We start from the raw sequence: 23900 nt of genomic DNA, 5'->3' as shown, positions 1-23900 counted from the left end.
CCTGCCCAGATTTTATCGGATGGGGGATTGCGGAGCGAACCCGACTGATGTGTTATACGCCAAGTATACACGAACGGGGCAGGACATAAATGGGCGAGGCAAGCTGGCGTATCGGCGTCGATTCCGGCGGCACCTTCACCGACGTGTGCCTGTTCGACGAGGTTTCCGGCGCGGTGCATGTCTGGAAAGTCTCCTCGACCCCGGACGATCCCAGCCGCGGCATCTTCGAGGGTGTCAGCCAGGGCATCGCGGAATCGGCCGGTGCGGCGGGTTCGCCCGCAGGCCCGATCGCCTATCTCGGCCATGGCACGACGGTCGCGACGAACGCCCTGATCACCCATCGCGGCGCCAGGGTCGGACTGATCACCACCGGCGGCTTTCGCGACCTCCTCGAGATCGGTCGCCAGAAGCGCCCCGACCTCTACGATCTCTTCGCCGAGAAGCCGCCGGTGCTGGTGCCGCGGTTCCTCCGCCGCGAGGTCGGCGAGCGGATCCTCCACACCGGCGCGGTCGAGACGCCGCTCGACGAGGCGGCGGTGCGCAGGGCCGCGAAAGCCTTCGCGCAGGAAGGCGTCACGGCGGTCGCCATCGCCTTTCTCTACGCCTTCGCCAATCCCGAGCACGAGCAGGCCGCCAAGGCGATCGTCGCCGAGGAGCTGCCCGACGCCTTCATCTGCGCGAGCCACGAGATCGCTCCGGAATTCCGCGAGTTCGAGCGGCTCTCCACGGCGACGGTCAACGCCTATCTCGGCCCGATCATGCAGCGCTACATCCGCCGGCTGACGACACGTCTCGCCGAACTCGGTCTCGCCGTCGCGCCGCATCTCACCCAGTCGAACGGCGGCGTCGTCGGCTTCGAGGCGGCGGCCGAGACACCGGTGCGCGCGGTGCTTTCCGGCCCGTCGACCGGCGTCGTCGCCGCCGAGGCGATCGGCAGCCGCTCGGGCCATCCGGACATCATCACCTTCGACATGGGCGGCACCTCCACCGACGTCGCGCTGATGACCGGCGGCAAGATCGCCGAGACCAACGAGAGCGTCGTCCACGGCTATCCGATCAAGGCGCCGATGCTCGACATCCACACCGTCGGCGCGGGCGGCGGCTCGATCGCCGCCATCGACAGCGGCGGCCTCCTGAAGGTCGGACCGCAGAGCGCCGGTGCCGATCCGGGGCCGGTCTGCTACGGCCGCGGCGCGACCGAGCCGACCGTCACCGACGCCAACATCGTCCTCCAAGTCCTCAACCCCACCCACCTCCTCGACGGGCGGATGGAGGTGCGGCGCGACCTCGCCGTCGAGGCCATCGGCAAGCTCGCCGAAGAGCTCGGCCTCGACGTGATGGAGACCGCCCAGGGGATCATCTCGGTGGTCACAGCCAACATGGCGCGGGCGATCCGGGTGATTTCCGTCCAGAAGGGCTACGACCCGCGCGACTACGCGCTGATGGCCTTCGGCGGCGCCGGCCCGCTGCATGCGGTGCGGCTGGCCGCGGAGCTCGACATCGCAAGGGTCGTCGTGCCGCGCAATCCCGGCATCCTCTGCGCCATGGGACTGCTGCTGACCGACCTTCGCGCCGACTTCTCCACGACCCGGCTGGTGCCCCTCGATGCGGCGCGGATCGGGGCGATCCGCGAGGCCGCGGCTGCGGTCGGGGCCGAGACCGAGCGCTGGTTCGAAGCCGAGAAGATCGCCCCCGAGGCCCGCCGCGCCAGACGAAGCGTCGATCTGCGCTACGAGGGCCAGAACTACGAACTGACCGTGCCGCTGCCCGCCGGCGAGATCACCGAAGCGAGCCTCGAGGCGCTGAAGGAGGAGTTCACCGCCGCCCACATCCGCATGTACGGCTTTGCGGCCGAGGGCGAGCGCATCCTCTGCGTCACCTTCCGGGCCGAGGCGCTCGGCCTCGTCCCCAAGGCCGAGCTGCCGGTTCGCCCGCTCGGCCCCGCAGACGCCTCCGGCGCGATCACCGGGCGGCGCGACATCTGGTTCCCCGAGACCGGTGGCTTCACCGACAGCGCGGTCTACGCCCGCACGGCGCTCCGCCCCGGCATGGCGTTCTCCGGCCCGGCCATCGTCGAGCAGATGGACACGACCACGCTGGTGCCGCCCGGGGTGAGCGTCACCGTCGACGGTCTCGACAACCTCATCCTGGAGCTGCCGCGATGACGCGCGAATCCGAAGCCGTCGATCCGATCACCGTCGAGGTGATCGGCGCGGCGCTCTCCTCGATCGTCGAGGAGACCGGCGAGGCGCTGGTGCGGGCCTCCTATTCGACCAACATCAAGGAGCGGCGCGACTGCTCCACCGCGCTGTTCGACCGCGACGGCAAGACGCTCTGCCAGGCCGAGCACATCCCGGTCCATCTCGGCAGCTTCCTCGACTTCATCCCGATGGTGCTCGCCGAACACGCGCCCGCCGAGATGCGGCCGGGCGACGTCTTCGTCGGCAACGACGCCTACAAGGGCGGCGGCACCCATCTGCCGGACATCGTCCTCGCCGAACCGATCTTCATCGACGGCGATCTCGTCGCCTGGACGGTCAACCTCGCCCACCACTCGGACTTCGTCGACCGCGCCCACGCCCACATCTACCAGGAGGGCCTGCGCATCCCGCCGATCCGGCTCTACCGGGCGGGCGAACTCCAGAAGGACGTGCAGGAGCTGATCCTCCTCAACTGCCAGGTCCCCAGAGAAAGGCTGTCGGACCTGCGCGCCCAGATGGCGGCGAACCGGGTCGGCGTCAGGCGCTTCACCGAACTCTGCTTGAAGCACGGCGTGTCGACGGTGCTGGAATCCGGCAAGGCGCTGCTCGATTATGCCGAGCGCAAGATGCGGGCGGGCATCGCCGCCCTGCCCGACGGGTCCTGGCGCTTCGAGGACGTCTTCGACACGCTCGACTTCGACGATCCGATCCCCCTGGCGGTGACGGTGACCATCGCGGGCGACGAGATCGCCCTCGCCTTCGAAGCGCCGCCGCAGGTGCGCTCGGGCATCAACATGACCCGTACCGCGCTGCTTGCGACGGTCTACTACATCGTCAAATCGGTGGTCGATCCGACCGTCCTGCCGAATGCCGGCCTCGCCCGACCGATCCGGGTCGAGGCGCCGGTCGGCAGCTTGCTCAACTGCAGCCATCCGGCAGCGGTCAACGGCCGCGTCCAGACCTGCCAGCGGGTCGCCGACCTGATTCTCGGGGCGCTGGCGCAGGCGGCACCGAAGAAGGTTTCGGCCTGCACGAACTCCACCTGTTCGGTCGCGGTCTTCTCCGGCACGCGCCAGAGCGGGCCGGACGCCGGCAGCTACTGGGTCTATCTCGAAACCATCGGCGGCGGCGGCGGCGCCCGGCCCGATGCCGACGGTCTCGACGGCATCCACGTCCATGCGACCAACACATCGAACCTGCCGGTCGAGGCGCTGGAGGTCGAATATCCGCTGATCCTCGAGCGCTACGAACTCGTCGACGGCTCCGGCGGCGCCGGCACCCGGCGCGGCGGCATGGGGCTGCGCCGGGTCTATCGGGCGACCGAGGACTGCCTCGTGCGCGTCGACATCTCGCGCATCCATTCGCGAAGCTGGGGGCTGTTCGGCGGCGAGCCCGGCGGCGGCGCGAGCTTCGCGCTGTCGCCGGGCGCCGCCCCCTTCGAGCGCGGCCTTGGAACGTTGCGCGCCGGCGAATGGCTCGAAATCGTCACCCCCGGCGGCGGCGGCTACGGTCCGGCGCGCGAGCGCAAAGCCGCAGATCTCGCGTCAGACCAGCGCGACGACCTCATCGCCGCGGAGTGACCGGGCGGCGACATCGACATCCCACGGCCCACCGACAGGCGGCCACGAGCACGGAGACAGCGAAATGACCATGCGTTTGACCCGCCGAAGCTTCCTTGCCACGAGTGCCGCCGGCGCCGCCCTGACGTTCGTCGGGCCGAGGACCCTGCGCGCCCAGACCAACGGCACGCTGCGCTTCGGCCTTTCCGCCTATCCGCCGAGCTTCGACGCCTGGGCGTCGTCCGGCTCGGCCGCCGGCACGGTCAAGCTGATGATGCATCGCGGCCTTCTCGGCTTCGGGCCCGACGGCAAGATGCGCGGCGAACTCGCCGAGAGCTTCTCGGTCGACGACGACGGCGTCTGGACCTTCAAGCTGCGCGACGCCAAGTGGCACGACGGTTCGCCCGTCACCGCCGAGGACGTCGCCTGGAACGTCGCGGAAGCCGCCAAGCCGGATTCCACCGCCTATTTCCGCGGCGAGTTCCAGTCGATCGTCAAGGTCGAGACGCCCGACGACAAGACCGTCCGGATGATCACCAAGGAGCCCTCGGCCGTCCTGCCGGGCTGGTTCGCCCATTTCAACATGCCGATGATCAAGAAGGGCGAAGCGCCGGACACCACGATGGGCGCCGGCCCGTTCAAGCTGGAGAAGACCGACCGCGGCGTCTCTTTGAGCCTCGTCGCCTTCGACGGCTACTACAAGGAAGGCCTGCCGAAGCTCGCCGGCGTCCAGGCGATCGTCTATGCCGACGAGAACCTGCGCGTCGCCGCCCTCGACGCCGGCGACGTCGATCTCATCGAATACGTGCCCTGGCAGGCGATGGAGCAGATCGAGGCGAACGACCGGCTGACCCTCGACGCCGTCGACGGGCCGTTCATGTATCTGACCTTCAACGCCGAGCACCCGCCCTTCGACGATCCGAAGGTGCGCCGCGCCATCGCCCATGCGATCAAGCGGGAGGACATCGTCGCCGCCGCCTTCTACGGCCGCGGCGGGCCGCTCGAACATCTGCCGCTGGCGGAAGGCTCGGAATACTACAACGCCGATCTCGCCAACGGCTGGAACTACGATCCGGACAAGGCCATGGCGCTTCTCGCCGAGGCGGGCCACCCGGACGGCTTCGAATGCAGCCTGCTGGCGACCTCCCAATACGGCATGCACCAGAGCACCGCCGAGGTCTGCCAGGCCTATCTGTCGATGGTCGGCATCAATGTCCGGCTCGACCTGCCGGAATGGGCGACCCGGGTCCAGAAGGGCAATCAGGGCCAGTACGACATGGCGGTGATGGGCACCACCGCCTCCAACAACGATCCCGACGGCATGACCCAGTTGGTCGACGGTTCGCTGCCGGCGAGCTTCGTGCGCAGCTACGGGCTGAAGACCCCGAAGCTGACCGAACTCCTCGCCAAGGGCCGCCAGACTTTCGACGAGGCCGAGCGCAAGGCGATCTACCACGAGATGGAGAAACAGGCGATCGAGGAGACGCCGATCGTCGGTCTCGCATGGCGGTCCCAGGGCTTCGCGATGAAGAAGACCGTCACCGGCTTCACCAACATGCCGGGACAGCTCTGCTTCTATTCGCCCGAGACGCTCGAAGAGACGGCGCTCGGCTGAGGGCCCGCCGATGCTCCGCTACATCACCTATCGGAGCCTCGTCGCGGTGTTCCTCGTCTGGATCGTCGTCACGCTGGTGTTCCTGCTCCTGCACCTCGTGCCGGGCGATCCGGCCGAGGTCCTGCTGAGCCAGGGCTCGACGGCGGCCGATCCGCAGGCGGTGGCCAATCTCAGGCAGCGGCTCGGCCTCGACGATCCGCTCTGGCTGCAATACGCCCACCACATCGGCGGCATCCTGACGGGCGACCTCGGCACCTCCTTCCGGGACGGCGCGCCCGTCGCCGGCCAGATCGTCCAGCGGCTGCCCCGCACCCTCGAGGTGATCGTCACGGCGGCGCTGATCGCGGTGCTCTTCGGGGTCCCCGCCGGGACGCTGGCGGCGGTGCGGGCCGGCGGATGGATCGACAACGTCATCTCGTTTCTCTCCTCGCTGGCGCTTTCGACCCCGGTCTTCGTGGTCGGTTCGGTGGTGATCCTGATCTTCGCCCAGGAACTCCGGCTCGTTCCCGCCGGCGGCTACGTGCCTTTCGCCGTCGACCCGGCCCGCCACGTCCTGCTGCTGCTGATGCCGGCGGGAACGGTGGCGCTCGCGCTGTGGGCGGTCGTCGCGCGGATGTCCCGCGGCTCGGTGCTCGACGTCCTCGAACGGGACTATGTCCGCACCGCCCGGGCGAAGGGGCTGAAACGCCGCAGGATCCTGCGGCGCCACGTCGTGCGCAACGCGATGATCCCGGTGCTGACCGTCCTCGGCCTCGAAATGGGCACGCTGATCGGCGGCACGGTGCTGGTCGAGTTCGTCTTCAACTGGCCGGGACTGTCGGGCTATCTCGTCAGCGCCGTCGATGCCCGCGACTATCCCGAGGTGGTCGGCATCGTCATGGTGATCTCGATCCTCTTCGTCTTCCTCAACCTCGTCGTCGACATCGTCTATGCGGTGCTCGATCCCCGCATCAGCCTCTCCCGGTGAGCCGATGCGCAAGCTGATCCTGCCCGTCTCGATCCTCGCCGTCATCCTGGCCCTGGTCGTCCTCGCGCCGGTGCTGCCACTCGCAGACGAGCGGGCGATGGACATTCCCCACCGCTTCGCCGGCCCGTCGATGGCGCACTGGCTCGGCCAGGACGAGTTCGGCCGCGACGTCCTCACCCGGCTGATCTACGGCGCCCGCGCCTCGCTTTCGATCGCCATCGGCTCGGCCCTGGCCGCCGCCCTGATCGGCACGGCGCTCGGGCTTCTCGGCGGCTATTTCCGCGGCATCGTCGAGATCTTCACCGTCCGCGCCGCCGAGATCGTCCTCTGCCTGCCGCCGCTCCTCCTGGCGCTCCTCGTCGTGACGATCTTCGGCGCCGGCTTCTGGCCGCTGATCCTGGCGCTGACCCTCCTCTACACGCCGAACTACGCCCGGGTGGTCTATGCCGCGACGCTGCAGGTGCGCGCTCTCGATTTCGTCACCGCCCAGCGGGCGCTCGGCACCCATCCGCTGCAGATCGTCGTGCGGACGATGCTGCCCAACGTGCTGCCGCCGCTGGTCGTGCAGATCTCGCTGGTGATCGCCTCCGCCATCGTCATCGAGAGCGGCCTCAGCTTTCTCGGCCTCGGCGTCGTTCCGCCGACGCCGTCCTGGGGGCTGATGATCCGCGCGGCCCGCGGCGCCATGGAGCAGGCGCCGCTCCTGCTTCTGTGGCCGTCGGTGGCGCTCGCCGGCACGATCCTGACCTTCAACCTCCTCTGCGACCGGCTGCAGAGCGTGCTCGACCCCCGCGCCGTGCCGGCCGGCGGCGCGATCTGGCTGCGGCGGCGAAGGACCGCCCCGCCGGCGCCGCGCACCGCCCCCGACGAGGACGCGCGAAACGACGCGCCCGCCGATCTCCTGTCGATCGCCGGCCTCACCATCGCGCTGGACAGGCCGGGCGGCATCGGCTCGGGCATGGAACTGGTGCGCGGCGTCGGTTTCGCCGTTCGCACCGGCGAGACGCTCGCTCTGGTCGGCGAGAGCGGCTCCGGCAAGACGCTGACCAGCCTCGCCGTCACCGGCCTTCTTCCCGACGTTCTCGGCGTCACCGGCGGCACGGCCACCTATCGGCGCCGCGACGGCGCGGTGGTCGACCTCCTCGCCCAAGACGAGGACGGCCACCGGCGCCTGCGCGGCGACGAGATCTCCATGGTCTTCCAGGACGCCAGCGCCGCGCTCAACCCCGTCCACCGCATCGGCGACCAGTTGACCGAGGTGATCCTCGCCCACCGGGCCATCGGCCGGGCGGCGGCGAAACGGGAAGCGGTCGAGCTTCTCGGCCGGGTCGGCATTCCCGATGCCGAGCGCCGGGCCCGCGCCTATCCGCACGAACTCTCCGGCGGCCAGCGCCAGCGCGCGATGATCGCGATCGCCGTCGCCAACCAGCCGAAGCTCCTCCTCGCCGACGAGCCGACGACGGCGCTCGACCCGACGATCCAGGCCCAGATCCTGGCGCTGATCGCCGGTCTGAAGCGCGACAATCCCGAGATGGGCGTCGTCTTCGTCACCCACAATCTCGCCGTCGTCGCCGAGATCGCCGACCGGGTCTGCGTCATGTATGCCGGCGAAGTGGTCGAGGAGGGGCCGGTCGCGACAGTCTTCGCCCGCCCCCGCCATCCCTATACCGCCGCCCTGATCGGCTCGGTCCCCGAGGGCGATGCCGAGCGCCTCGTCGCCATCCCGGGCACGGTGCCCGCTCCCGGCCACATGCCGCCCGGCTGCTCCTTCGCGCCGCGCTGCGACCATGCCGTCGCGGCCTGCCGCGAGGCGCCGCCGCCGGAGTTTTCGCCGGAGCCGGGCCGTCGCACCCGCTGCCTGCGCTTCGAGGAGGTCACATGACCGGCACGCCGCTCGTCGAGGCCGATCGCCTGTCGTGCAACTTTCCGATGCGCACCGGCCTGTTCGGCCGGCACAGGGACGTCTGGGCCGTCCGCGACGTCTCGCTCGCCGTGGAAAAAGGCGAGACCGTCGGCGTCGTCGGCGAATCCGGCTGCGGCAAGTCCACTCTCGGGCGCATGGTGCTCGGGCTCGAAAGCCCCAGCGCCGGGGCGATCCGCTTCGAGGGCCGCGACCTGTCGACCGTCGCCGGCGCCGAACGGCGAAAGCTGGCGCGGCGGATGCAGATGGTCTTCCAGGACCCGTTCGGCTCCCTCGATCCGCGCCGCAGCGTCGGCGCCCAGATCGCCGACGGCCTGCGCGTCCACAACATCGTTCCGGCAAGCGAGATCCGCGCCGAGGTCGCCCGGCTGATCGACGTGGTCGGCCTGCAGAAGAACGCGGCCGCCCGCCGACCGCACGAATTTTCCGGCGGCCAGCGCCAGCGCATCGCCGTCGCCCGGGCGCTGGCGACGCGGCCGGACTTCATCGTCGCCGACGAGCCGGTCTCGGCCCTCGACGTGTCGATCCAGGCCCAGGTGGTGAACCTCCTCGCCGATCTCAGGCGCGATCTCGGCCTCACCATGCTGTTCATCGCCCACGACCTCCACGTCGTCCGCCATCTCTCGACCCGCGCCGTGGTGATGTATCTCGGCCGCATCGTCGAGGAAGGCCCGTCGGACAAGGTCTTCGGCTCGCCCGCCCATCCCTATACCCGCGCGCTTCTGGCCGCGACGCCGTCGATCTCCTCCGCCCGCAAGGCAGACGAGGAGGGCGTCCTTTCCGGCGAATTGCCGAGCCCCGCCAACCCGCCGTCGGGCTGTGCCTTCCGCACGCGCTGCCCGCTCGCCTCGGACGAATGCGCCGCGGCCGTTCCCGACCTCGCCCCCTACGAGCCCGGCTGGAAGGTGCGCTGCATCAAGGCCGGGCCGAGCCACCGAACAGGAGACCCGACATGACCCGACCCGTCGCGATGATCACCGGCGCCAATCGCGGCATCGGTCTGGCGATCGCCCGCGAACTCGCCGGCCGGGGCTACCGGCTTTCCCTCGGCCTGCGCGATCCTTCGACGCTGCCGGAAGAGCTGAAGGCGGCCGATCCGATCCTCACGGTCTATGACGCCGGCGACCCGGCTGCGGCGCGCCGCTTCGTCGAAGCGACGCTCGAGGCTGCCGGCCGCATCGACGTTCTCGTCAACAATGCCGGCATCTCCCGCGACCTGAAGCTGATGCCCGAACCGCCACAGGACGACGCCGAGATGGAGGAAGCGCTCGACGCGCTTCTCGAGATCAACGTCAAGGCGCCGTTCCGGCTCACCCGCGCCGCCCTTCCCGCCCTCTGCCGCGCCGGCAATGGCCGCATCGTCACCCTCGCGTCGCTCTCGGGCAAACGGGTCCTCGGCCTCGGCGCCGGCTACCAGATGACCAAGCATGCCGCCGTCGCGCTCTCCCATGCGGCGCGCCGCGCCGGCTGGGACCAGGGGGTCCGGGCCTGCGCCGTCTGCCCGGGCTTCGTCGCCACCGACATGACGAGCCATCACGACGAGCTGCCCCGCCACGAGATCACCCAGCCGGAAGACCTCGCGCGCCTCGTCGCCGAGGTGGTGACGCTGCCGAACAGCGCGAGCGTCGCCGAGCTTCACGTCAACTGGCGCTACGAACCGGGGCTCTGAGCCTCGCACCGCACATTCCAGCATCCAGGACCCACCGATGACCGACAAGATCCGGATCGCCCATCTGACCTCCCAGGAAGCCCGGGAAGAGCTGACCGCAGACGCCGTGGTGCTGCTTCCCATGGGCTCGCTGGAGGATCAGGGCATCCACGCCCCGATGGGCGACTACATGGCCGCCGAGCTGATGGCAGACGAAATGGCAAAGGCCGCCCGTGCCGAAGGGCTGAAGGTCTTCACCGCACCGGTCATTCCCTTCGGCGGCAAGGACTATTTCGAATCCTCCCATGGCGGCATCTCGATTTCCCATGCCACCCTGGTCGCCATTCTCGACGACATGTTCGCCTGCCTCGATCGCCACGGCATCAAGAAGCTGATGATCGTCAACGGCCATGGCGGCAACGTCCCGGCGATCACCGAGGTGGCGCTGCGCTGGCGTCAGAAGGCCGGGCTGTTCGTGCCCTCGATGTATCTGTGGAAGGTCTCCTACGGCCTCCTGCCGGAAATCCTCGGCAAGGAGACTGCGGCAAAGAGTTCCGGCCATGGCGGCGACCCGCTGACCTCGGTCGGCCTGCACTTCTACCCCGATCTCCTTCGCCCCGATCTGATGCGCCCGGCGCCGACCGGCGCGAAGGTCAAGGGCATGGAGGTCTCGGGCTTTTCCTCGGTGCGTTATGCCGGCGCCGACATCCAGGTGCCGATCGAGGCGCTCGAGGCGACCGGGACCGGCGTCTATGGCTGCGATCCGCAGCTTGCCAGCGCCGAGACCGGCAGGGCGCTGACCGAAAAGCTCGTCGCCATCGGCGTCGGGCTGATCCGCGACCACGTCGCCCCCGGCCTTCACGACTGAGACGACCACCCGCCGGAGCGCCCCGCTCCTTTCCCGAAGAAGCAGACAGAGGACAGCCATGAAAACCCTGACGAGAGTGACCCTTGCCCTGGCGATCGGGCTTTCGCTCGCCTCCGGCGCCGCCGCCGAGACCTGGCGGATGGCCACCAAGATGCCGGTGGACAGCCCGGAAGGCAAAGTGTTCCAGCACTTTGCCGACCTCACCGAGAAATACACGGGCGGCGCGCTGACCATCCAGGTCTATCCGAACGAGCAGCTCGGCAAGGAAGACGCCGTTCTGGAACAGCTGCAGGCCGGCATCGTCCAGATCTATGCCGAGGGCTTCGGATACATGAAGAAGTGGGAACCCTCGCTCGGTTGGCTGTCGGCGCCCTTCGTCTTCGACGATTACGATCACTGGCGCCGCTTCATGCAGTCGGACACGGTCAAGGGCTGGTTCGACGAGGCGCGCGAGCAGGCCGGCGTGATGCCGCTCGGCGACCCGACCGCCGTCCTGCGCGGCCCCTACCGGGTGATGGTCTCCAACGTGCCGATCAAGTCGGCCGCCGGGATCGAGGGCCTGAAGCTGCGCATGCACGAGAACAAGGTGGCGATCGAGGCCTGGGACCATCTCGGCGCCGAGGTCATCACCCTGCCCTGGACCGAGGTCTATCAGGGCATCTCCAAGAACATCGTCCAGGCCGTCAACTCGCCGGTGGCGCTGGTGGAATCCATGCGCTTCAACGAGGTCGCCCCCTACATCACCCGCAACGACGAATACTGGCAGTCGGTCGGCTTCATGGTCAACGAAGGGGCCTACGAGGCGCTCGGCGAGGAGGAACGCGCGGGCCTTCTGAAGGCCTATGCCGAGGCCGGGGAGTATTCCCGCAAGCTGATGTTCGACACCGCCGACGAATCCATCGCCCGGATGGAAAAGGCCGGCGCGACCTTCACCACCATGGACACCTCGCCGCTGGTGAAGAAGATGCAGGGCTTCTACGAGGCCAAGGCGAAGAGCGGCGAGCTGCCGCAGGCCTTTCTCGACGCCGTCGAGGAAACCCGGGCGAAGCCCGAATGACGCCGCAGGAATACGTTCCGGAGAGCCCGCTGCAGCGGGCTCTTCACCGGGCCGACCTTGCCGTCTGGTCGCTCGGCGGCGTCTTCGGCCTCCTCGCCAATTTCTGCCTGCTGGTCATGCTGCTCTTGACGGCGACGACCATCGTGCTGCGCCCGTTCGACCTGTCCTTCTACTGGATCTGGCCGTGGACGATGGTGTTCTTCATCTGGCTGAGCTTCTTCGGCTTCTTCGCCATGTACGTCCGGCTGAAGGACGTGCGCGTCGACTTCCTGGCCGCCCGCTTCGGGCCGGCGGGCATGGCGGCGACGCGGATCGTCTCCGACGTCGCCACCCTCGTCGTCGTCGTCGTCATCCTGTGGCAGCTCCCGGCCGTTCTCGCCACCTCGCGCGGCGTCTTTGACGGCGCGATTCTCCCGCAAGGAGCCGAACTGCCGCGCCAGGCCCTGTCCATCCCGCTCTTCGTCTCCGCCTTTCTCATCCTCCTCGCCGCGCTTCTCGACGTCGCCAAGCTTTTCGCCGGAATGCCGGAGAACGTCGCCGAAAGCCACCCGGAAAGCTGACGGACATGGCCTACATCCTCTTCGGCGCCTTCATCGGCCTGATCCTTCTCAGGGTCCCCATATCGATCGCCATCGGCATGGCGACGGTGCTGACCTTCCTGACCTCGGATTTCTCCAACGCGCTGCAGATCATTCCCCAGCAGATGCTGGAGGGGGTGAACAAGGCCTCGCTGACCGCCGTCCCGTTCTTCATCATGGCCGGCAATCTGATGAACGCGACGGGCGTGACGGAGCGCATCTTCGCCTTCGCCAATGCCCTCGTCGGGCACATGAAGGCGGGGCTCGCACAGGTGAACGTCCTGTCCTCGATGATCTTCGCCGGGATCTCCGGCGCCGCCGTCGCCGACTGCGCCGGGCTCGGGGCGATCGAGATCAAGGCCATGCGCGAAAGCGGCTACAAGGCCGATTTCGCCGCCGCGATCACCGTCGCCTCCTCGGTGATCGGGCCGCTCATCCCGCCCTCGGTCGGCCTCGTCATCTATGCCTTCCTCGCCCAGGTCTCGATCGAGCGGATGTTCCTCGCCGGCCTCGTGCCGGGGATCCTCGTCGGCGTCGCGCTGATGATCTACGTGCGGCTGAGGGCGAGCTACGAGGATTTCCCGACCCAGCCCCGCGCCACGGTCTCCGAGATCGTCGCCACCACCCGCCACGGCTTCCTGGCGCTCGTCGCGCCGGCGATCATCCTCGGCTCGATCATGTGGGGCTTCGTCACCGCGACGGAGGCCGGCGTCCTCGCCTGCGTCTACTGCATCGCCCTCGGCCTGTGGTACCGCGAGCTGACCTTCGCCGGCTTCTGGAAGGCGCTGTCCGACACCGCCATGATGACCGCGGTGATCATGATCATCATCGCCTTCTCGATCGCCATGGGCTGGCTGCTCGCCATCGACCGGGTGCCCCAGCAGCTCGCCGACGCGACCTTCGCCCTCACCGACGACAAGTCCGTCTTCCTCGCCTTGCTCCTGGTCTTCATCATCCTCGTCGGCTGCGTCGTCGAGGGGGTGCCGGCCAAGCTGATCCTGGTGCCGACGCTGCTGCCGCTGATCGACGGCTACGGCATCGACCGGGTGCATTTCGGCATCATCATCCAGCTCGGACTCCTGATCGGCATCGCCACCCCGCCGATGGGCATCGGCCTCTACATCGTCTCGGAGGTCGGCCGGGTGCGCTTCGAGAAGGTGACGATGGCGGTCCTGCCGATGCTCTTGCCGCTCTTCGCCGTCCTCGTCCTGATCACCTACCTGCCGCAGATCGTCACCTTCCTGCCGGATCTGGTCCTCGGCCCTCAAAACTGAAGCAATCGGAAGACATGTCATGACCAACCTGACCTACAAGCTGAACCCGATGCCGGAGAAGATCGCGCCGGAAAAGCTCGAGCGCCTCGCCAGGCTGGAGACCGCGACGATCGGACATTTCTATCATTTCGGCTTCGCCAGCCCGGCGATCCAGCCGGTGCTTTCCGGCAAGGTGGTCGCCGCGACGGTCGCGACCCTCGCCATTCCCGGCCTCGACTCGACCCTGCTGCATCACTGCCTGTCGAGCGTCGGGCCGGGCTATTTCCTCGCCGTCGACCGGCTGGGGGACAGGAAATACGCCTGCTGGGGCGGCGGCGTCACCCGCATGGCGGCGATGATGGGCCTCGCCGGCGGCTGCGTCGACGGTCCGCACACCGACACCGCCGAGGTGGTCGAGCAGGACTTTCCCATGTGGTCGCGCGGCCCCTCGCCGGTCACGACCCGGCTCTACGATTCCGGGGGCGGCTTCAACGTGCCGGTGTCGATCGGCGGTGCGGCGGTGCTGCCGGGCTATGCGGTGCTCGCCGACGACAGCGGCGTCCTGTTCATCGCGCCGGAGGATCTCGACGCGGTGATCGCCGAGGGCGAGGCGAAGACCGAGCGCGGCCGGGTGAACGAGGCGCGGATCACGGGGGGCGTCCATCTCGGCGAGATGTCCGGCGCCAGCCGGATGGTCGAGGCGAAGCTTCAGGGCTGAGCCGACCGGCCATCCCACCCATGCAGACATCCGGAGGAAATCGATGAACGTCGCCGTCTATCTGCCGGACCTCGCCAAGACCCGCTGGTGGTGCGAGACCCTGTCCGCGCTGCTGCCCGGCTGGACCATCCGGTCGCTGGTCGAGATCGAGGACCGCGATGCGGTCGCCTATGCCGTCGTCTGGCGGCCGCGCACCGGCGATCTCGCACGGTTTCCCAATCTCAAGGCGATCGTCTCGGTCGGCGCCGGCATCGATCATGTGCTGGCCGACGCCGAGCTGCCGAAGGACGTGCCGATCATCCGCACCGTCGGGCCAGACCTCACCCAGCGCATGCGCGAATACGTGGCGCTGCACGTGCTGCGCCATCACCGCGACATGCCGCGGCAGCTCCAGGCGCAAGCCGAGCGGGACTGGCACGCGATCGTCGTTCCGGTCGCGCCGAACCGCAAGGTCGGGGTCATGGGCCTCGGCAATCTCGGCGCCGAGGCGGCGCGCACTTTGGCCGGCCTCGGCTTTGCGACGCGCGGCTGGTCGCGCAACCCCAAGAGCGTCGAAGGCGTCGAAACCTTCAGCGGCGAGGCGGGCTTCGCCCCGTTCCTCGACGGACTGGAGATCCTGGTGAACCTCCTGCCCTTGACGGGCGAGACGGCGGGCATCCTCGATGCCAGGCTGCTCGGGCAGCTCGCCCCGGGCGCCTGCGTGATCAACTGCGCGCGGGGGCCGCATCTCGTCGACGAAGATCTCCTCGCGGCGCTGGAATCGGGCCAGATCAAGCAGGCGACGCTCGACGTCTTCCACGTCGAGCCGCTGCCGGCCGACCATGTGTTCTGGACGCATCCGGCGATCACCATCACGCCGCACATCGCCTCGCAGATCGACGCGGCGACCGGCGGCCGGCTGATCGCGGCCAATCTCGAGCTGTTCGAAGCCGGCGAACCGGTGCCCGACCTCGCCGACGCCGGACGAGGCTACTGATCGGACGGCGGCGGCGTCGCGATCACCGCCGCGAAAACCCCGGTCCGACGTCGCTCTTTCTGCCGATCCGGAACCGGGGCGGGACCGAAGCGTCAGAAGATCCCGTTGGCCTTCTGGACCTCGCGGACATAGGCGACGATGTCCTGAATCTGGCGCGGCGTGACACCCTCGACCGGCGGCATGTTGCCGAACGGCCAGTGATGGGCTCGCGCTCCCTGCGTCGCGGCGATCAGGAAAGCCTGGTCGCCGTGATGGTTCGGTTCGTAGATCCGGTGGATCAGCGGCGGTCCCTGTTCGGTCCCGCCGCCGTTTTCGCCGTGGCAGGCGGCGCAGTTCTCGGCGAACAGCTTCTGCCCGTGGGAGGCCTGGGCCGAAAGGTCCGGAACGGTCACGTCGACGACGTGGTCCGCAGCTCCCGCCCCCGGAGAGGCCGCCCTCCACATCAGAAAGCCGCCGACCGCCACGATCACGGCGGTCACGGCGATTGTCGTCTTGCCGGGCTTCATCGTCGTCTCCTCATGCCGTCTCGAACCGGGTCGTCATTCCCGCCGCCGCATGGTCGGGCATGGCTTGCGGCCGGGGCGGGTCGTTGCGGATGCGCGTCACGGCAGTCCGCCCCCGCCTCAAAGCGGGCGGGCGGTTCGTCCCCGTCGCCCGCCACGCCGTCGATGTCGTTCATTTCCCGGAGACGACGAGCGGGCCGTGCATGCCGCTCTCGTAATGGCCGGGGATCAGGCAGGCGAATTCGAACTGGCCCGCCTCGCCGAAGGTCCAGACGATCTCGCCGCTCTCGCCCGGCTGAAGCCGCACGGCGTTCGGATCGGCGTGCGCCATCTCCGGGGACTGCTCCATGAGCGCCTTGTGCTCCTGGATCTCGTCCGTCCCGTCCATGACGAATTCGTGCTCGGTCTCGCCGTCGTTGGTGATGGCGAGCCGGACCGTTTCGCCGGCGCGGACCTCGATGCGGGAAGGCTCGAAGGTCATCGCGCCGTCGTCCGTCTCGCGCATCGAGACCACGATCGTTTCCTCGACCTTCGCGGCGTCGCCGGGCTCGCCGATCGCCATCTCGTCGTGATGACCCATGCCTTCCATGTGGCCCATCTGTTCCTGGTGTCCCATGTTTTTCTGGTGGCCGCCGTCATGGTCGCCCGCGGCGTAGGCCGAAAGGGGCAGCGCCGCGATGGCGAGTGTGGCGGCAAGCGTTCTCAGGGTCGTCATTGAGTTCTCCATTGACCGTGATTGTTTTCGTGTCGTGGGGCTCCGTTGCCCGCCAGTCGCGGCATCGGGCCCCTCGCGCATCTTCGTTTCCGTGAACGGCCGCCCGTTTCGAAGGAGCCGAACTGGCCCGAGACGGGTGCGGCCTGTCCGGCCCGAAGACCGGGCGAGAGGCACCCCGCAATGGCGATCACCGGATCGCCGGGTGGCGGACGGGGCGCGACATGGCGCGCATAGGGCCGGACCGGTTCCGAAACCGCGACGGATGCGGCGGGTCTCGGGAAGACCGCACGGCGGGATCGTCATGCCCGCCATCAAGGCGGCCGGCATGATCGCGCCTAAGGCGGCGCGTGAGGTTAGACGCGTGGAGGGCGTTCGAGAGCCGGAAGCGCGAGGCTCGCCAGATGGTCGATCGTGACCGAATAAGCCACCGACCGGACGATCCCCACCGAACTTTCCGGCGCGGCGACGTCGGGCAGCGCCATGACGCAATGAATGCCGCAGTCGATCTGGAGCGCGTGGTCGTGCGCGGTCGACGCCGCATGGCCGTCGCAGGACGCGCCCTGCGCGCAGGCGGGTCCGTGGCCGTCGTGGGTCTGGAAATGCGACATCGACGGAGCGTCCGCCATGCCGGCCATCGCCGACATGGGGAACGACGCACCCCAAAACACCACGACGACGGCGATCAGCCGTATCGCGAGGTACAGAGGGGAAGCCGAACCGGTCATGCGCGACCTCATATCAGGCTTTGGGGGCACATCACAATCGCAGTACGCCAGACGGCTGGGCGATCGCTCGAAGCCGGCCCGGGCTGGCGGTTGGCCTGATCTCCCCCCTTGCGGGGGAGATGCCGGCAGGCAGAGGGGGGTGACCTCGCTCCGGACTGCGGGAGAGTGGCGCTAGACCCCCCTCCGGGTTGCCAACCATCTCCCCGGCAAGGGGGGAGATCGAAGCGTCACCGACGGCACTTGCCTTCGAGCGATCGCTCTGCCGCCCGCATGGACACGGCTTGACCTTCCAGTAACTGGAAGCACTATCTCGACGCCATCTCCGGCAGGACATCGACTCATGGCTCCCCACGAACACTCCCATCACGGCGTCGCATCGCACGATCATTCGGGGCACGGCCAGCCGCGGCCCGACGCGGGCGAAACCGCCACCGACCCGGTCTGCGGCATGTCGGTCGCGATCGGACCGGAAGCGCGTTCGCGCACGTCCGGCGGCAAGACCTTCTATTTCTGCTCCGACGGCTGCCGGTCGAAATTCGACGCCGACCCGTGGTTCTACGCTTCCGGCAACGCGGCGAAGGTCGGCAAACGCGAGGCGGCGGGCACGCAGTGGACCTGCCCGATGCATCCCCAGATCGTGCGGGACGAACCGGGAGACTGCCCGATCTGCGGCATGGCGCTCGAGCCGATCCTGCCGTCGGATGAGCCAAGCGACGAATTGACCGACTTCACCAGACGCATGTGGATCAGCGCGGCCGCCGCGATACCGCTGGTGATTTTGACCATGGGCGAATTGGTCGGCCTGCCCGTTCGCGACTGGCTGGGCCATCAGATCGCGGTCTATCTCGAATTCCTGCTCGCCACGCCCATCGTGCTGTGGGCGGCACTGCCCTTCTTCCAGCGCGGATGGAACTCGATCACCAACCGTTCGCCGAACATGTGGACGCTGATCTCCCTCGGCGTCGGCTCCGCCTACGTCTACTCGCTCGTCGCAACCTTTCTGCCCGGCATTTTCCCCGAGCAGTACCGCATGGGTGGCATGGTCGGCACCTATTACGAGGCCTCCGTGGTCATCGTGGCGCTGATCTTCGTCGGCCAGGTGCTCGAACTGCGCGCTCGCGAGCGGACCGGCGACGCGATCCGGGCGCTGATGGACCTCGCACCGAAAATGGCCCGGCGCATCCTTCCGGACGGTTCGGAATACGACGCGCCGCTCGAGAACGTCGTCGAGGGCGATCTCCTGCGCGTCCGCCCCGGCGACAGCGTGCCGGTCGACGCCGAAGTCGTCGAGGGCCGCTCGTCCGTCGACGAGAGCATGATCACCGGCGAGCCCCTGCCCGTCGAGAAGACCGAGGGGGACCGGGTGACCGGCGGAACCATCAACAAGAACGGGACGCTGGCGATCCGTGCCTCGGCCGTCGGATCCGACACGGTGCTTTCGCAGATCATCGGCATGGTGGCCGGTGCGCGGCAGTCGCGCGCGCCGATCCAGGGCCTGGCCGATCGCGTTTCGCAGATCTTCGTGCCGACGGTCGTCGGGATCGCTCTCTTGGCCTTCCTCGTCTGGCTCTTCGTCGGACCGAGCCCCGCCTTCGTCTTCGCGATCGCATCCGCGGTGTCGGTCCTCATCATCGCCTGCCCCTGCGCGCTCGGGCTGGCGACGCCGATCTCGATCACGACGGCGGCGGGGCGGGGCGCGCAGGCGGGCGTTCTCATCAAGGATGCCGAAGCGCTGGAACGCATGGCCCGGGTCGACACGCTGATCGTCGACAAGACCGGAACCCTCACCGAGGGCAAGCCGAAACTCACCGACGTGGTTCCCCTCGCGGACATCTCAGAAGACGAGGTTCTCGCTCTCGCCGCCGCGCTGGAGCGCGGCTCCGAACATCCCCTCGCCGAGGCGATCGTCGAAGGCGCGGAGGCGCGGGGGATCACGGTCGACAAGGCGACGGAATTCGACGCCGTGACCGGCAAGGGCGTCGTCGGAAAAGTCGGCAGCCGGTCGGTGGCGCTCGGCAACACGGCCATGATGCAGGAAATCGGCGGCGCGGCAAAGGGCGGCGAGGCGGAGGCCGATCAGTTGCGCGCCGACGGCAAGACCGCCATGTTCGTCGCCGTCGACGGGACGCTGGCAGGCATCGTCGCCGTCGCCGACCCGATCAAGGCGACGACCGCAGGCGCGATCCGCGATCTTCACGAGCAGGGCCTTCGCGTCATCATGGCGACCGGCGACAACCAGCGCACGGCCGAGGCCGTCGCGGCCAGGCTCGGCATCGACGACGTGCGGGCGGGCGTTCTGCCGGAGGGCAAGAAGGCCTTCGTCGACGAATTGCGCGCGGCAGGCCATTCGGTCGCCATGGCCGGCGACGGCGTGAACGACGCGCCGGCCCTGGCTGCCGCCGACGTCGGCATCGCCATGGGCACCGGCGCGGACGTCGCCGTCGAGAGCGCCGGTCTGACGCTCCTCGGCGGTGATCTGACGGGCATCGTGCGGGCCCGGAAGCTCGCCAGGGCGACGCTTCGCAACATCAAGCAGAACCTGTTCTTCGCCTTCGTCTACAACATGGCCGGGGTGCCGATCGCAGCGGGCGTCCTCTATCCGGTGTTCGGCCTGCTTCTGTCCCCGATGATCGCGGCGGCCGCCATGTCGCTGTCGTCGGTTTCGGTGATCGCCAACGCGCTGAGACTGCGGCGGATAGAACTCTGACGCGGCGGCTCGGTTCGTCCGAACGGCCTGATCGGCTCCTTCTCCCACCGGTCGGGAAACGAAACCGGCGGGCGGCCGGACACCCAGGTATCCGCGCTCTCGGCGCAACCGGACGGGCAGAAAAGGCCGCCGGCTGGAGCAAGATGACATGAGCTTCGCTCATCCTCCGCTCCATCTTCCCGTTTGCGCATCATCTCTTCCGAAAACCGGTTCCCACTTTTCGGGATCACGCTCTAACGCCCGCCGATTTCCGCAGCGCTCGCCGGCAGGGGCTTCACGGGAGACTGCGGCCGCAACCGTCCTGCGGCCGATACGTCCCCCGTCTCGCCGGCGAGGAGCTCCGCCGCGGCGGCGCCGCAGTAGCGGCCCTGGCAGCGGCCCATTCCGACGCGCGAGAATGCCTTGGCCCGGTTGATCTCGGCCGCGCCGGTCCGCTGCAGGCTGGCGCGGTATTCGCCGACGGTGACCGCCTCGCAGCGGCAGAGGATAGCGTCGTCGGGCCTGTCGCGACACGCCTCCGCGGGCCAGGGGAAGGCGCGCGCCAGCCCTCGGGAGAACCGGTCGAGCCGCCGGCGACGCCGCAGGAGGGGACGGAAACGGTCGTCGTCGATCGGTCGCCCGATGTCGGCAAGGAGCGCGGCGGCCGCCAGCCGGCCGGCAGCCTCCGCACCGTCGGCTCCCAGAATGCGCGTGCCGTCGCCGGCGAGATAGACGTCGGGCCGGCTCGACCGGCCCATCGGATCGATCGTCGGAGCCCATTGCCGCCAGACGGGATCGAAGCTCATCCGGCAGCCGGCGAGCTGCGCGAGCTGCGTTTCCGAGCGCAGATGCCAGCCGAGGGCGACGGCTCTGGCCTCCAGACGCCGGGCGCTTCCGTCGGCGCCGCGCCACCCGATTGCGACGACGCCGTTGTCGTCGCCGAGGATCTCCTCCGGCCGGACGCCCTGGTGAACGGCGACGCCCAACCGCCGCAGCCCCAGCCGCAGGGCGATGCCGCGGGCCAGAAAGGCCGGCCGCGCGGCGAGCAGCGGCAGCGCGGCGATCTGGTCCGAAAGCCGGGACGTATCGAGCACCGCGGCGACCTCGGCACCGGCTTTGGCATACTGATGGGCGACGAGGAGCAGCAACGGCCCCGATCCGAGGAAGACGACCGGCGCGCCGATCGAGACCCCTTGCGCCTTCAGCGCGATCTGGGCGGCGCCCAGCGTGAAGACGCCCGGCCGCGTCCAGCCGGGGACGGGCATGACCCGGTCGACGGCCCCCGTCGCGAGGACGAGCCGGTCGAAGGGCAGGATCTCGGCCTCGTCGCCGCAGCGCAGGAACAATCGGTTCCCGCTCAGCCCCCAGACGGTGGTTCCGGGCCGGTGGTCGATTCGGCCTGCCAAAGCGTCGAAGCCGGCATGCACGGCTTTCGCCTTGCCGGCATCGGGTCCGTAGAGGGTCTCGGCCGAGCGCGTGAAGCCGGGCGGCGGACGGCGGTAGATCTGCCCGCCGGCGGCCCTCGCCTCGTCGATGACGGTCGGCCTGAGGCCGGCTGCGGCGAGCGCTTCGGCCGCGCGGCATCCGGCCGGGCCGGCGCCCACGATCACGACGCGCTCGTCGGCCATCTCGTCTCCTCCGGAGGCGTCGTGCGCAGCGCCATGCCTTCGGCCACCACGGTATCGCAGGCGCGCAGCCGCCCGCCCTCCTCCGTCCAGACCCAGCAGTCCTGGCACGCGGCCATGAGGCAGAAGCCGGCTCGCGGACCGTCGCCGAATTCCGACGGGCGAAGGCTGCCGGCGTTCGTCAGGATGGCGGTCAAAACGGTGTCGCCCGCGAGCGCCTCGGCCTTGCGGCCGTCGAGGCGGAAGCGGACGGGCGGCCGTCCGGTCTCGGCCAGCCGGACGAAGCGCGGGCGGCTCATCCGGCGGCATCTGCGACGTTCGGGACCTGCGGAAAGCGCTCGCGCACCCGCCGATAGGCTTCCGCGACGTCGATCCGCGCCTCCGCCGACCGACGCGCGGCGAAGATCTGCGTCTTGACGAAGAAGCGCCAATGCACCGGCAGGGCCATCAGGATCGCGGTCAGCGCGTCGTAGGCCTCCGCGGTCCACTCGCATTCGTAGCCCTCGCGCTCGGGGCCGTAGTGGAAGTGCGGCACCGGCTCCGGCCGTTTTCGCCCGGCCCGCAGCGCCGTCGTCGCGGCCTCGTCCAGCCGGCCGTCCCTCAACACCACGCCGTAGTCGTTGCGGGCGGCCGTCTCGCCGACGCTGCCCCGCGCGACGTCGAGGGCGACGCGCCATGGCTCGCGGTCATGGGGATCGCCGCGCCCGCCGCCGCCGGCCGAATGGATCGACAGGACGTCGCCGGGCTCGAGGACGGCGACATCGGTGTTGCCGAGGCGCCGTTCGTTGGCGGCGCCCGGATTGACCACCATGTCCGACAGGCCTGCCGCACGCCCGCCGAGCACTCCCCATGGCCGGAAGAACGAGCGGTCCCGGTTGCGGGCGGTGATGCGCGTATCCGGCGCGAACACTTTGAACGCCATCTCGGTCGCCAGTCCCCCGCGCCAGCGGCCGGCGCCGCCGCTGTCGGGCTTCAGGCCGTAGCGCACGAACTGGATCGGCGTTTCCGCCTCGGTGATCTCGATCGGCGTGTTCTTCAGATAGGCCGCGTCGGCTCCAGAGCCGTTGGAGCCGTCGCGGTGCGGCATCGCCCCGCCGCCGCCGACCACGGGGTTCACGGCGGCGATGACCGTGCGCCGGCGCCGCTCGTCAGTGGTCATGACGTTGACGATGCAGTTGTTGCCGGCCGGCGCCGCCGGCATCTTGTCCGGCAGGGCCTGGGAGAAGGCGCCGAAGATCACCGAGCGCAGCCGGGCGCAGGTCAGGCTGCGCATGCCGACGGCGGCCGGGAATTGCGGGTTGAGGACGGTGCCCTCCGGCGCGATGCAGGTGAAGGGCCGCGTCAGGCCCTGGTTCAGGAGGATGCCCGGCTTCAGCGTGTAGAGCACGTAATAGATGCCGACGAGGAGAATGGTGTGGCGGGGATCGCCGCCGGACGGCACGTTGAGGCTGGAGGTGAGCTGCGGATCGGAACCGGTGAAGTCGAGGACGGCCTCGTCGCCGTCGATCGTCAGCGTCAGATGGAGCCGGCAGGGATTGCCCTCGACGCTGTCCTCGTCGGCATAGTCGGAAAAGACGTAGCGCCCGTCGGGCACGTCCGCGAGAACGCCGCGCGCCTGCGCCTCGGCATAGTCGAGAAGGCCGGCGAGGCCCTCGCGGAACGCGGAAATGCCGAACTTCTCGACCATCGCCAGGACCTTCCGCTCGCCGGTGGCCAACGCCCCGACCAACGCCTTGATGTCGCCGACGTTGAGGTCGGGCTTGCGCACGTTGGTCGTCATGATGGCGAGGATCTGTTCGTCGAACACCCCCTCCCGCATCAGCTTCATCGGCGGGAACCGCAGCCCCTCCTGATGGATCTCGGTGAGGGAGCGCGACAGCGAGGCCGGCACCGCGCCGCCCATGTCGGTGTTGTGGATGTGGCCGGCGGCCCAGGCGACGATTTCGCCTTCGTGAAACACCGGCTTCCACAGGTGGGTATCCGGCGCATGCGTGGCCAGATAGCCGCTATAGGGATCGTTGGTGAAGGCGACGTCGCCGGGCCGGTAGTCGTCGACCATGGCGATCGCCCGGCCACAGGTGAGGCCCGAATACCACGTCGCGCCGAGATCCAGCGGGACGGCGACGGTGCGGCCCTGCGGATCGAGCAGCATCACCGTGAAGTCCTGGGTTTCCTTGACGAAGGCCGAATGCGCCGTGCGAAACAGCGTGCGCGCCATGTTCTCGGCCGCGGCGCGGCCGTGATTGGCGAGGACCTGCAGGGTGACCGCATCGAACATGGGAAGA

Annotated in this window: 20 protein-coding genes; 14 read left to right on the top strand and 6 right to left on the bottom strand. The window is 69.1% G+C overall.

Going from position 1 to position 23900, the window contains the following annotated elements:
* Nucleotides 1-89: 89 nt before the first annotated feature.
* From LZD57_RS12895 to LZD57_RS12835, 13 genes are all read left to right on the top strand, one after another.
* Entirely contained in the window at nucleotides 90-2165 is a 2076-nt protein-coding gene (locus LZD57_RS12895; RefSeq protein ID WP_233719885.1) for a hydantoinase/oxoprolinase family protein, read from the top strand.
* Nucleotides 2162-3781 (top strand): hydantoinase B/oxoprolinase family protein, encoded by a 1620-nt coding sequence (locus LZD57_RS12890; RefSeq protein ID WP_233719884.1) that lies wholly within the window; start codon nucleotides 2162-2164, stop codon nucleotides 3779-3781. The genes LZD57_RS12895 and LZD57_RS12890 overlap by 4 nt, the downstream gene beginning before the upstream one ends.
* 64 nt (nucleotides 3782-3845) lie before the next feature.
* Nucleotides 3846-5375 (top strand): ABC transporter substrate-binding protein, encoded by a 1530-nt coding sequence (locus LZD57_RS12885; RefSeq protein ID WP_233719883.1) that lies wholly within the window; start codon nucleotides 3846-3848, stop codon nucleotides 5373-5375.
* A 10-nt stretch (nucleotides 5376-5385) separates the two neighbouring features.
* On the top strand, nucleotides 5386-6342 hold the full coding sequence (locus tag LZD57_RS12880; RefSeq protein ID WP_233719882.1) for an ABC transporter permease: 957 nt from the start codon (nucleotides 5386-5388) through the stop codon (nucleotides 6340-6342).
* A 4-nt stretch (nucleotides 6343-6346) separates the two neighbouring features.
* A complete protein-coding gene (locus LZD57_RS12875; protein WP_233719881.1) occupies nucleotides 6347-8224 on the top strand; it encodes a dipeptide/oligopeptide/nickel ABC transporter permease/ATP-binding protein in 1878 nt (625 codons plus the stop codon).
* Nucleotides 8221-9219 carry an ABC transporter ATP-binding protein gene (locus LZD57_RS12870; RefSeq protein ID WP_233719880.1) on the top strand — a complete coding sequence of 333 codons (999 nt, stop codon included), beginning with the start codon at nucleotides 8221-8223 and terminating at the stop codon, nucleotides 9217-9219. The genes LZD57_RS12875 and LZD57_RS12870 overlap by 4 nt, the downstream gene beginning before the upstream one ends.
* Complete coding sequence (locus LZD57_RS12865; RefSeq protein WP_233719879.1) at nucleotides 9216-9932, top strand: SDR family NAD(P)-dependent oxidoreductase; 717 nt, start codon at nucleotides 9216-9218, stop codon at nucleotides 9930-9932. The genes LZD57_RS12870 and LZD57_RS12865 overlap by 4 nt, the downstream gene beginning before the upstream one ends.
* 37 nt (nucleotides 9933-9969) lie before the next feature.
* Nucleotides 9970-10779, top strand: coding sequence for a creatininase family protein (locus LZD57_RS12860; RefSeq protein WP_233719878.1), 810 nt, complete (start codon nucleotides 9970-9972; stop codon nucleotides 10777-10779).
* Nucleotides 10780-10837: 58 nt separating this feature from the next.
* Nucleotides 10838-11836, top strand: a complete 999-nt coding sequence (locus LZD57_RS12855; protein WP_233719877.1) for a TRAP transporter substrate-binding protein — start codon at nucleotides 10838-10840, stop codon at nucleotides 11834-11836.
* The gene (locus tag LZD57_RS12850; protein ID WP_233719876.1) at nucleotides 11833-12396 is read left to right on the top strand and encodes a TRAP transporter small permease subunit; all 564 of its coding nucleotides are present in this window, start codon (nucleotides 11833-11835) and stop codon (nucleotides 12394-12396) included. Before LZD57_RS12855 ends, LZD57_RS12850 begins: the two co-directional genes overlap by 4 nt.
* A 5-nt stretch (nucleotides 12397-12401) precedes the next feature.
* Nucleotides 12402-13688, top strand: coding sequence for a TRAP transporter large permease (locus LZD57_RS12845; protein ID WP_233719875.1), 1287 nt, complete (start codon nucleotides 12402-12404; stop codon nucleotides 13686-13688).
* 19 nt (nucleotides 13689-13707) lie between these two features.
* Nucleotides 13708-14385 (top strand): RraA family protein, encoded by a 678-nt coding sequence (locus LZD57_RS12840; RefSeq protein WP_233719874.1) that lies wholly within the window; start codon nucleotides 13708-13710, stop codon nucleotides 14383-14385.
* A 43-nt stretch (nucleotides 14386-14428) separates the two neighbouring features.
* A complete protein-coding gene (locus LZD57_RS12835; protein WP_233719873.1) occupies nucleotides 14429-15361 on the top strand; it encodes a 2-hydroxyacid dehydrogenase in 933 nt (310 codons plus the stop codon).
* A gap of 92 nt (nucleotides 15362-15453) precedes the next feature.
* On the opposite strand, the gene LZD57_RS12830 is transcribed toward LZD57_RS12835, so the two are convergent.
* The 3 genes from LZD57_RS12830 to LZD57_RS12820 all read right to left on the bottom strand — a co-directional run bounded on the left by LZD57_RS12830 (nucleotide 15454) and on the right by LZD57_RS12820 (nucleotide 17304).
* Entirely contained in the window at nucleotides 15454-15867 is a 414-nt protein-coding gene (locus tag LZD57_RS12830; protein ID WP_233719872.1) for a c-type cytochrome, read from the bottom strand.
* Between the two features lie 169 nt (nucleotides 15868-16036).
* Entirely contained in the window at nucleotides 16037-16570 is a 534-nt protein-coding gene (locus tag LZD57_RS12825) for a cupredoxin domain-containing protein (protein ID WP_420844804.1), read from the bottom strand.
* Between the two features lie 362 nt (nucleotides 16571-16932).
* Nucleotides 16933-17304 carry a hypothetical protein gene (locus LZD57_RS12820; protein WP_233719871.1) on the bottom strand — a complete coding sequence of 124 codons (372 nt, stop codon included), beginning with the start codon at nucleotides 17302-17304 and terminating at the stop codon, nucleotides 16933-16935.
* Nucleotides 17305-17644: 340 nt separating this feature from the next.
* Between LZD57_RS12820 and LZD57_RS12815 the strand changes: the two genes are divergently transcribed.
* Complete coding sequence (locus LZD57_RS12815; RefSeq protein ID WP_233719870.1) at nucleotides 17645-20011, top strand: heavy metal translocating P-type ATPase; 2367 nt, start codon at nucleotides 17645-17647, stop codon at nucleotides 20009-20011.
* A gap of 233 nt (nucleotides 20012-20244) precedes the next feature.
* Here the strand turns inward: LZD57_RS12815 and LZD57_RS12810 are convergent, their stop codons facing one another.
* From LZD57_RS12810 to LZD57_RS12800, 3 genes are read right to left on the bottom strand one after another with little or no spacing between them, the layout of a single operon-like run.
* Nucleotides 20245-21618 carry an FAD/NAD(P)-dependent oxidoreductase gene (locus LZD57_RS12810; RefSeq protein ID WP_233719869.1) on the bottom strand — a complete coding sequence of 458 codons (1374 nt, stop codon included), beginning with the start codon at nucleotides 21616-21618 and terminating at the stop codon, nucleotides 20245-20247.
* A complete protein-coding gene (locus tag LZD57_RS12805; RefSeq protein ID WP_233719868.1) occupies nucleotides 21597-21914 on the bottom strand; it encodes a (2Fe-2S)-binding protein in 318 nt (105 codons plus the stop codon). Before LZD57_RS12805 ends, LZD57_RS12810 begins: the two co-directional genes overlap by 22 nt.
* Complete coding sequence (locus LZD57_RS12800; RefSeq protein WP_233719867.1) at nucleotides 21911-23893, bottom strand: hydantoinase B/oxoprolinase family protein; 1983 nt, start codon at nucleotides 23891-23893, stop codon at nucleotides 21911-21913. Before LZD57_RS12800 ends, LZD57_RS12805 begins: the two co-directional genes overlap by 4 nt.
* Between the last annotated feature and the right edge of the window lie 7 nt (nucleotides 23894-23900).

Origin of the sequence: Jiella avicenniae (assembly GCF_021390325.1) — a bacterium.
Lineage (GTDB): Bacteria > Pseudomonadota > Alphaproteobacteria > Rhizobiales > Rhizobiaceae > Jiella > Jiella avicenniae.
The sequence above is the reverse complement of the archived record's forward strand: the minus strand, read 5'-3'. Positions and strand labels throughout refer to the sequence as shown.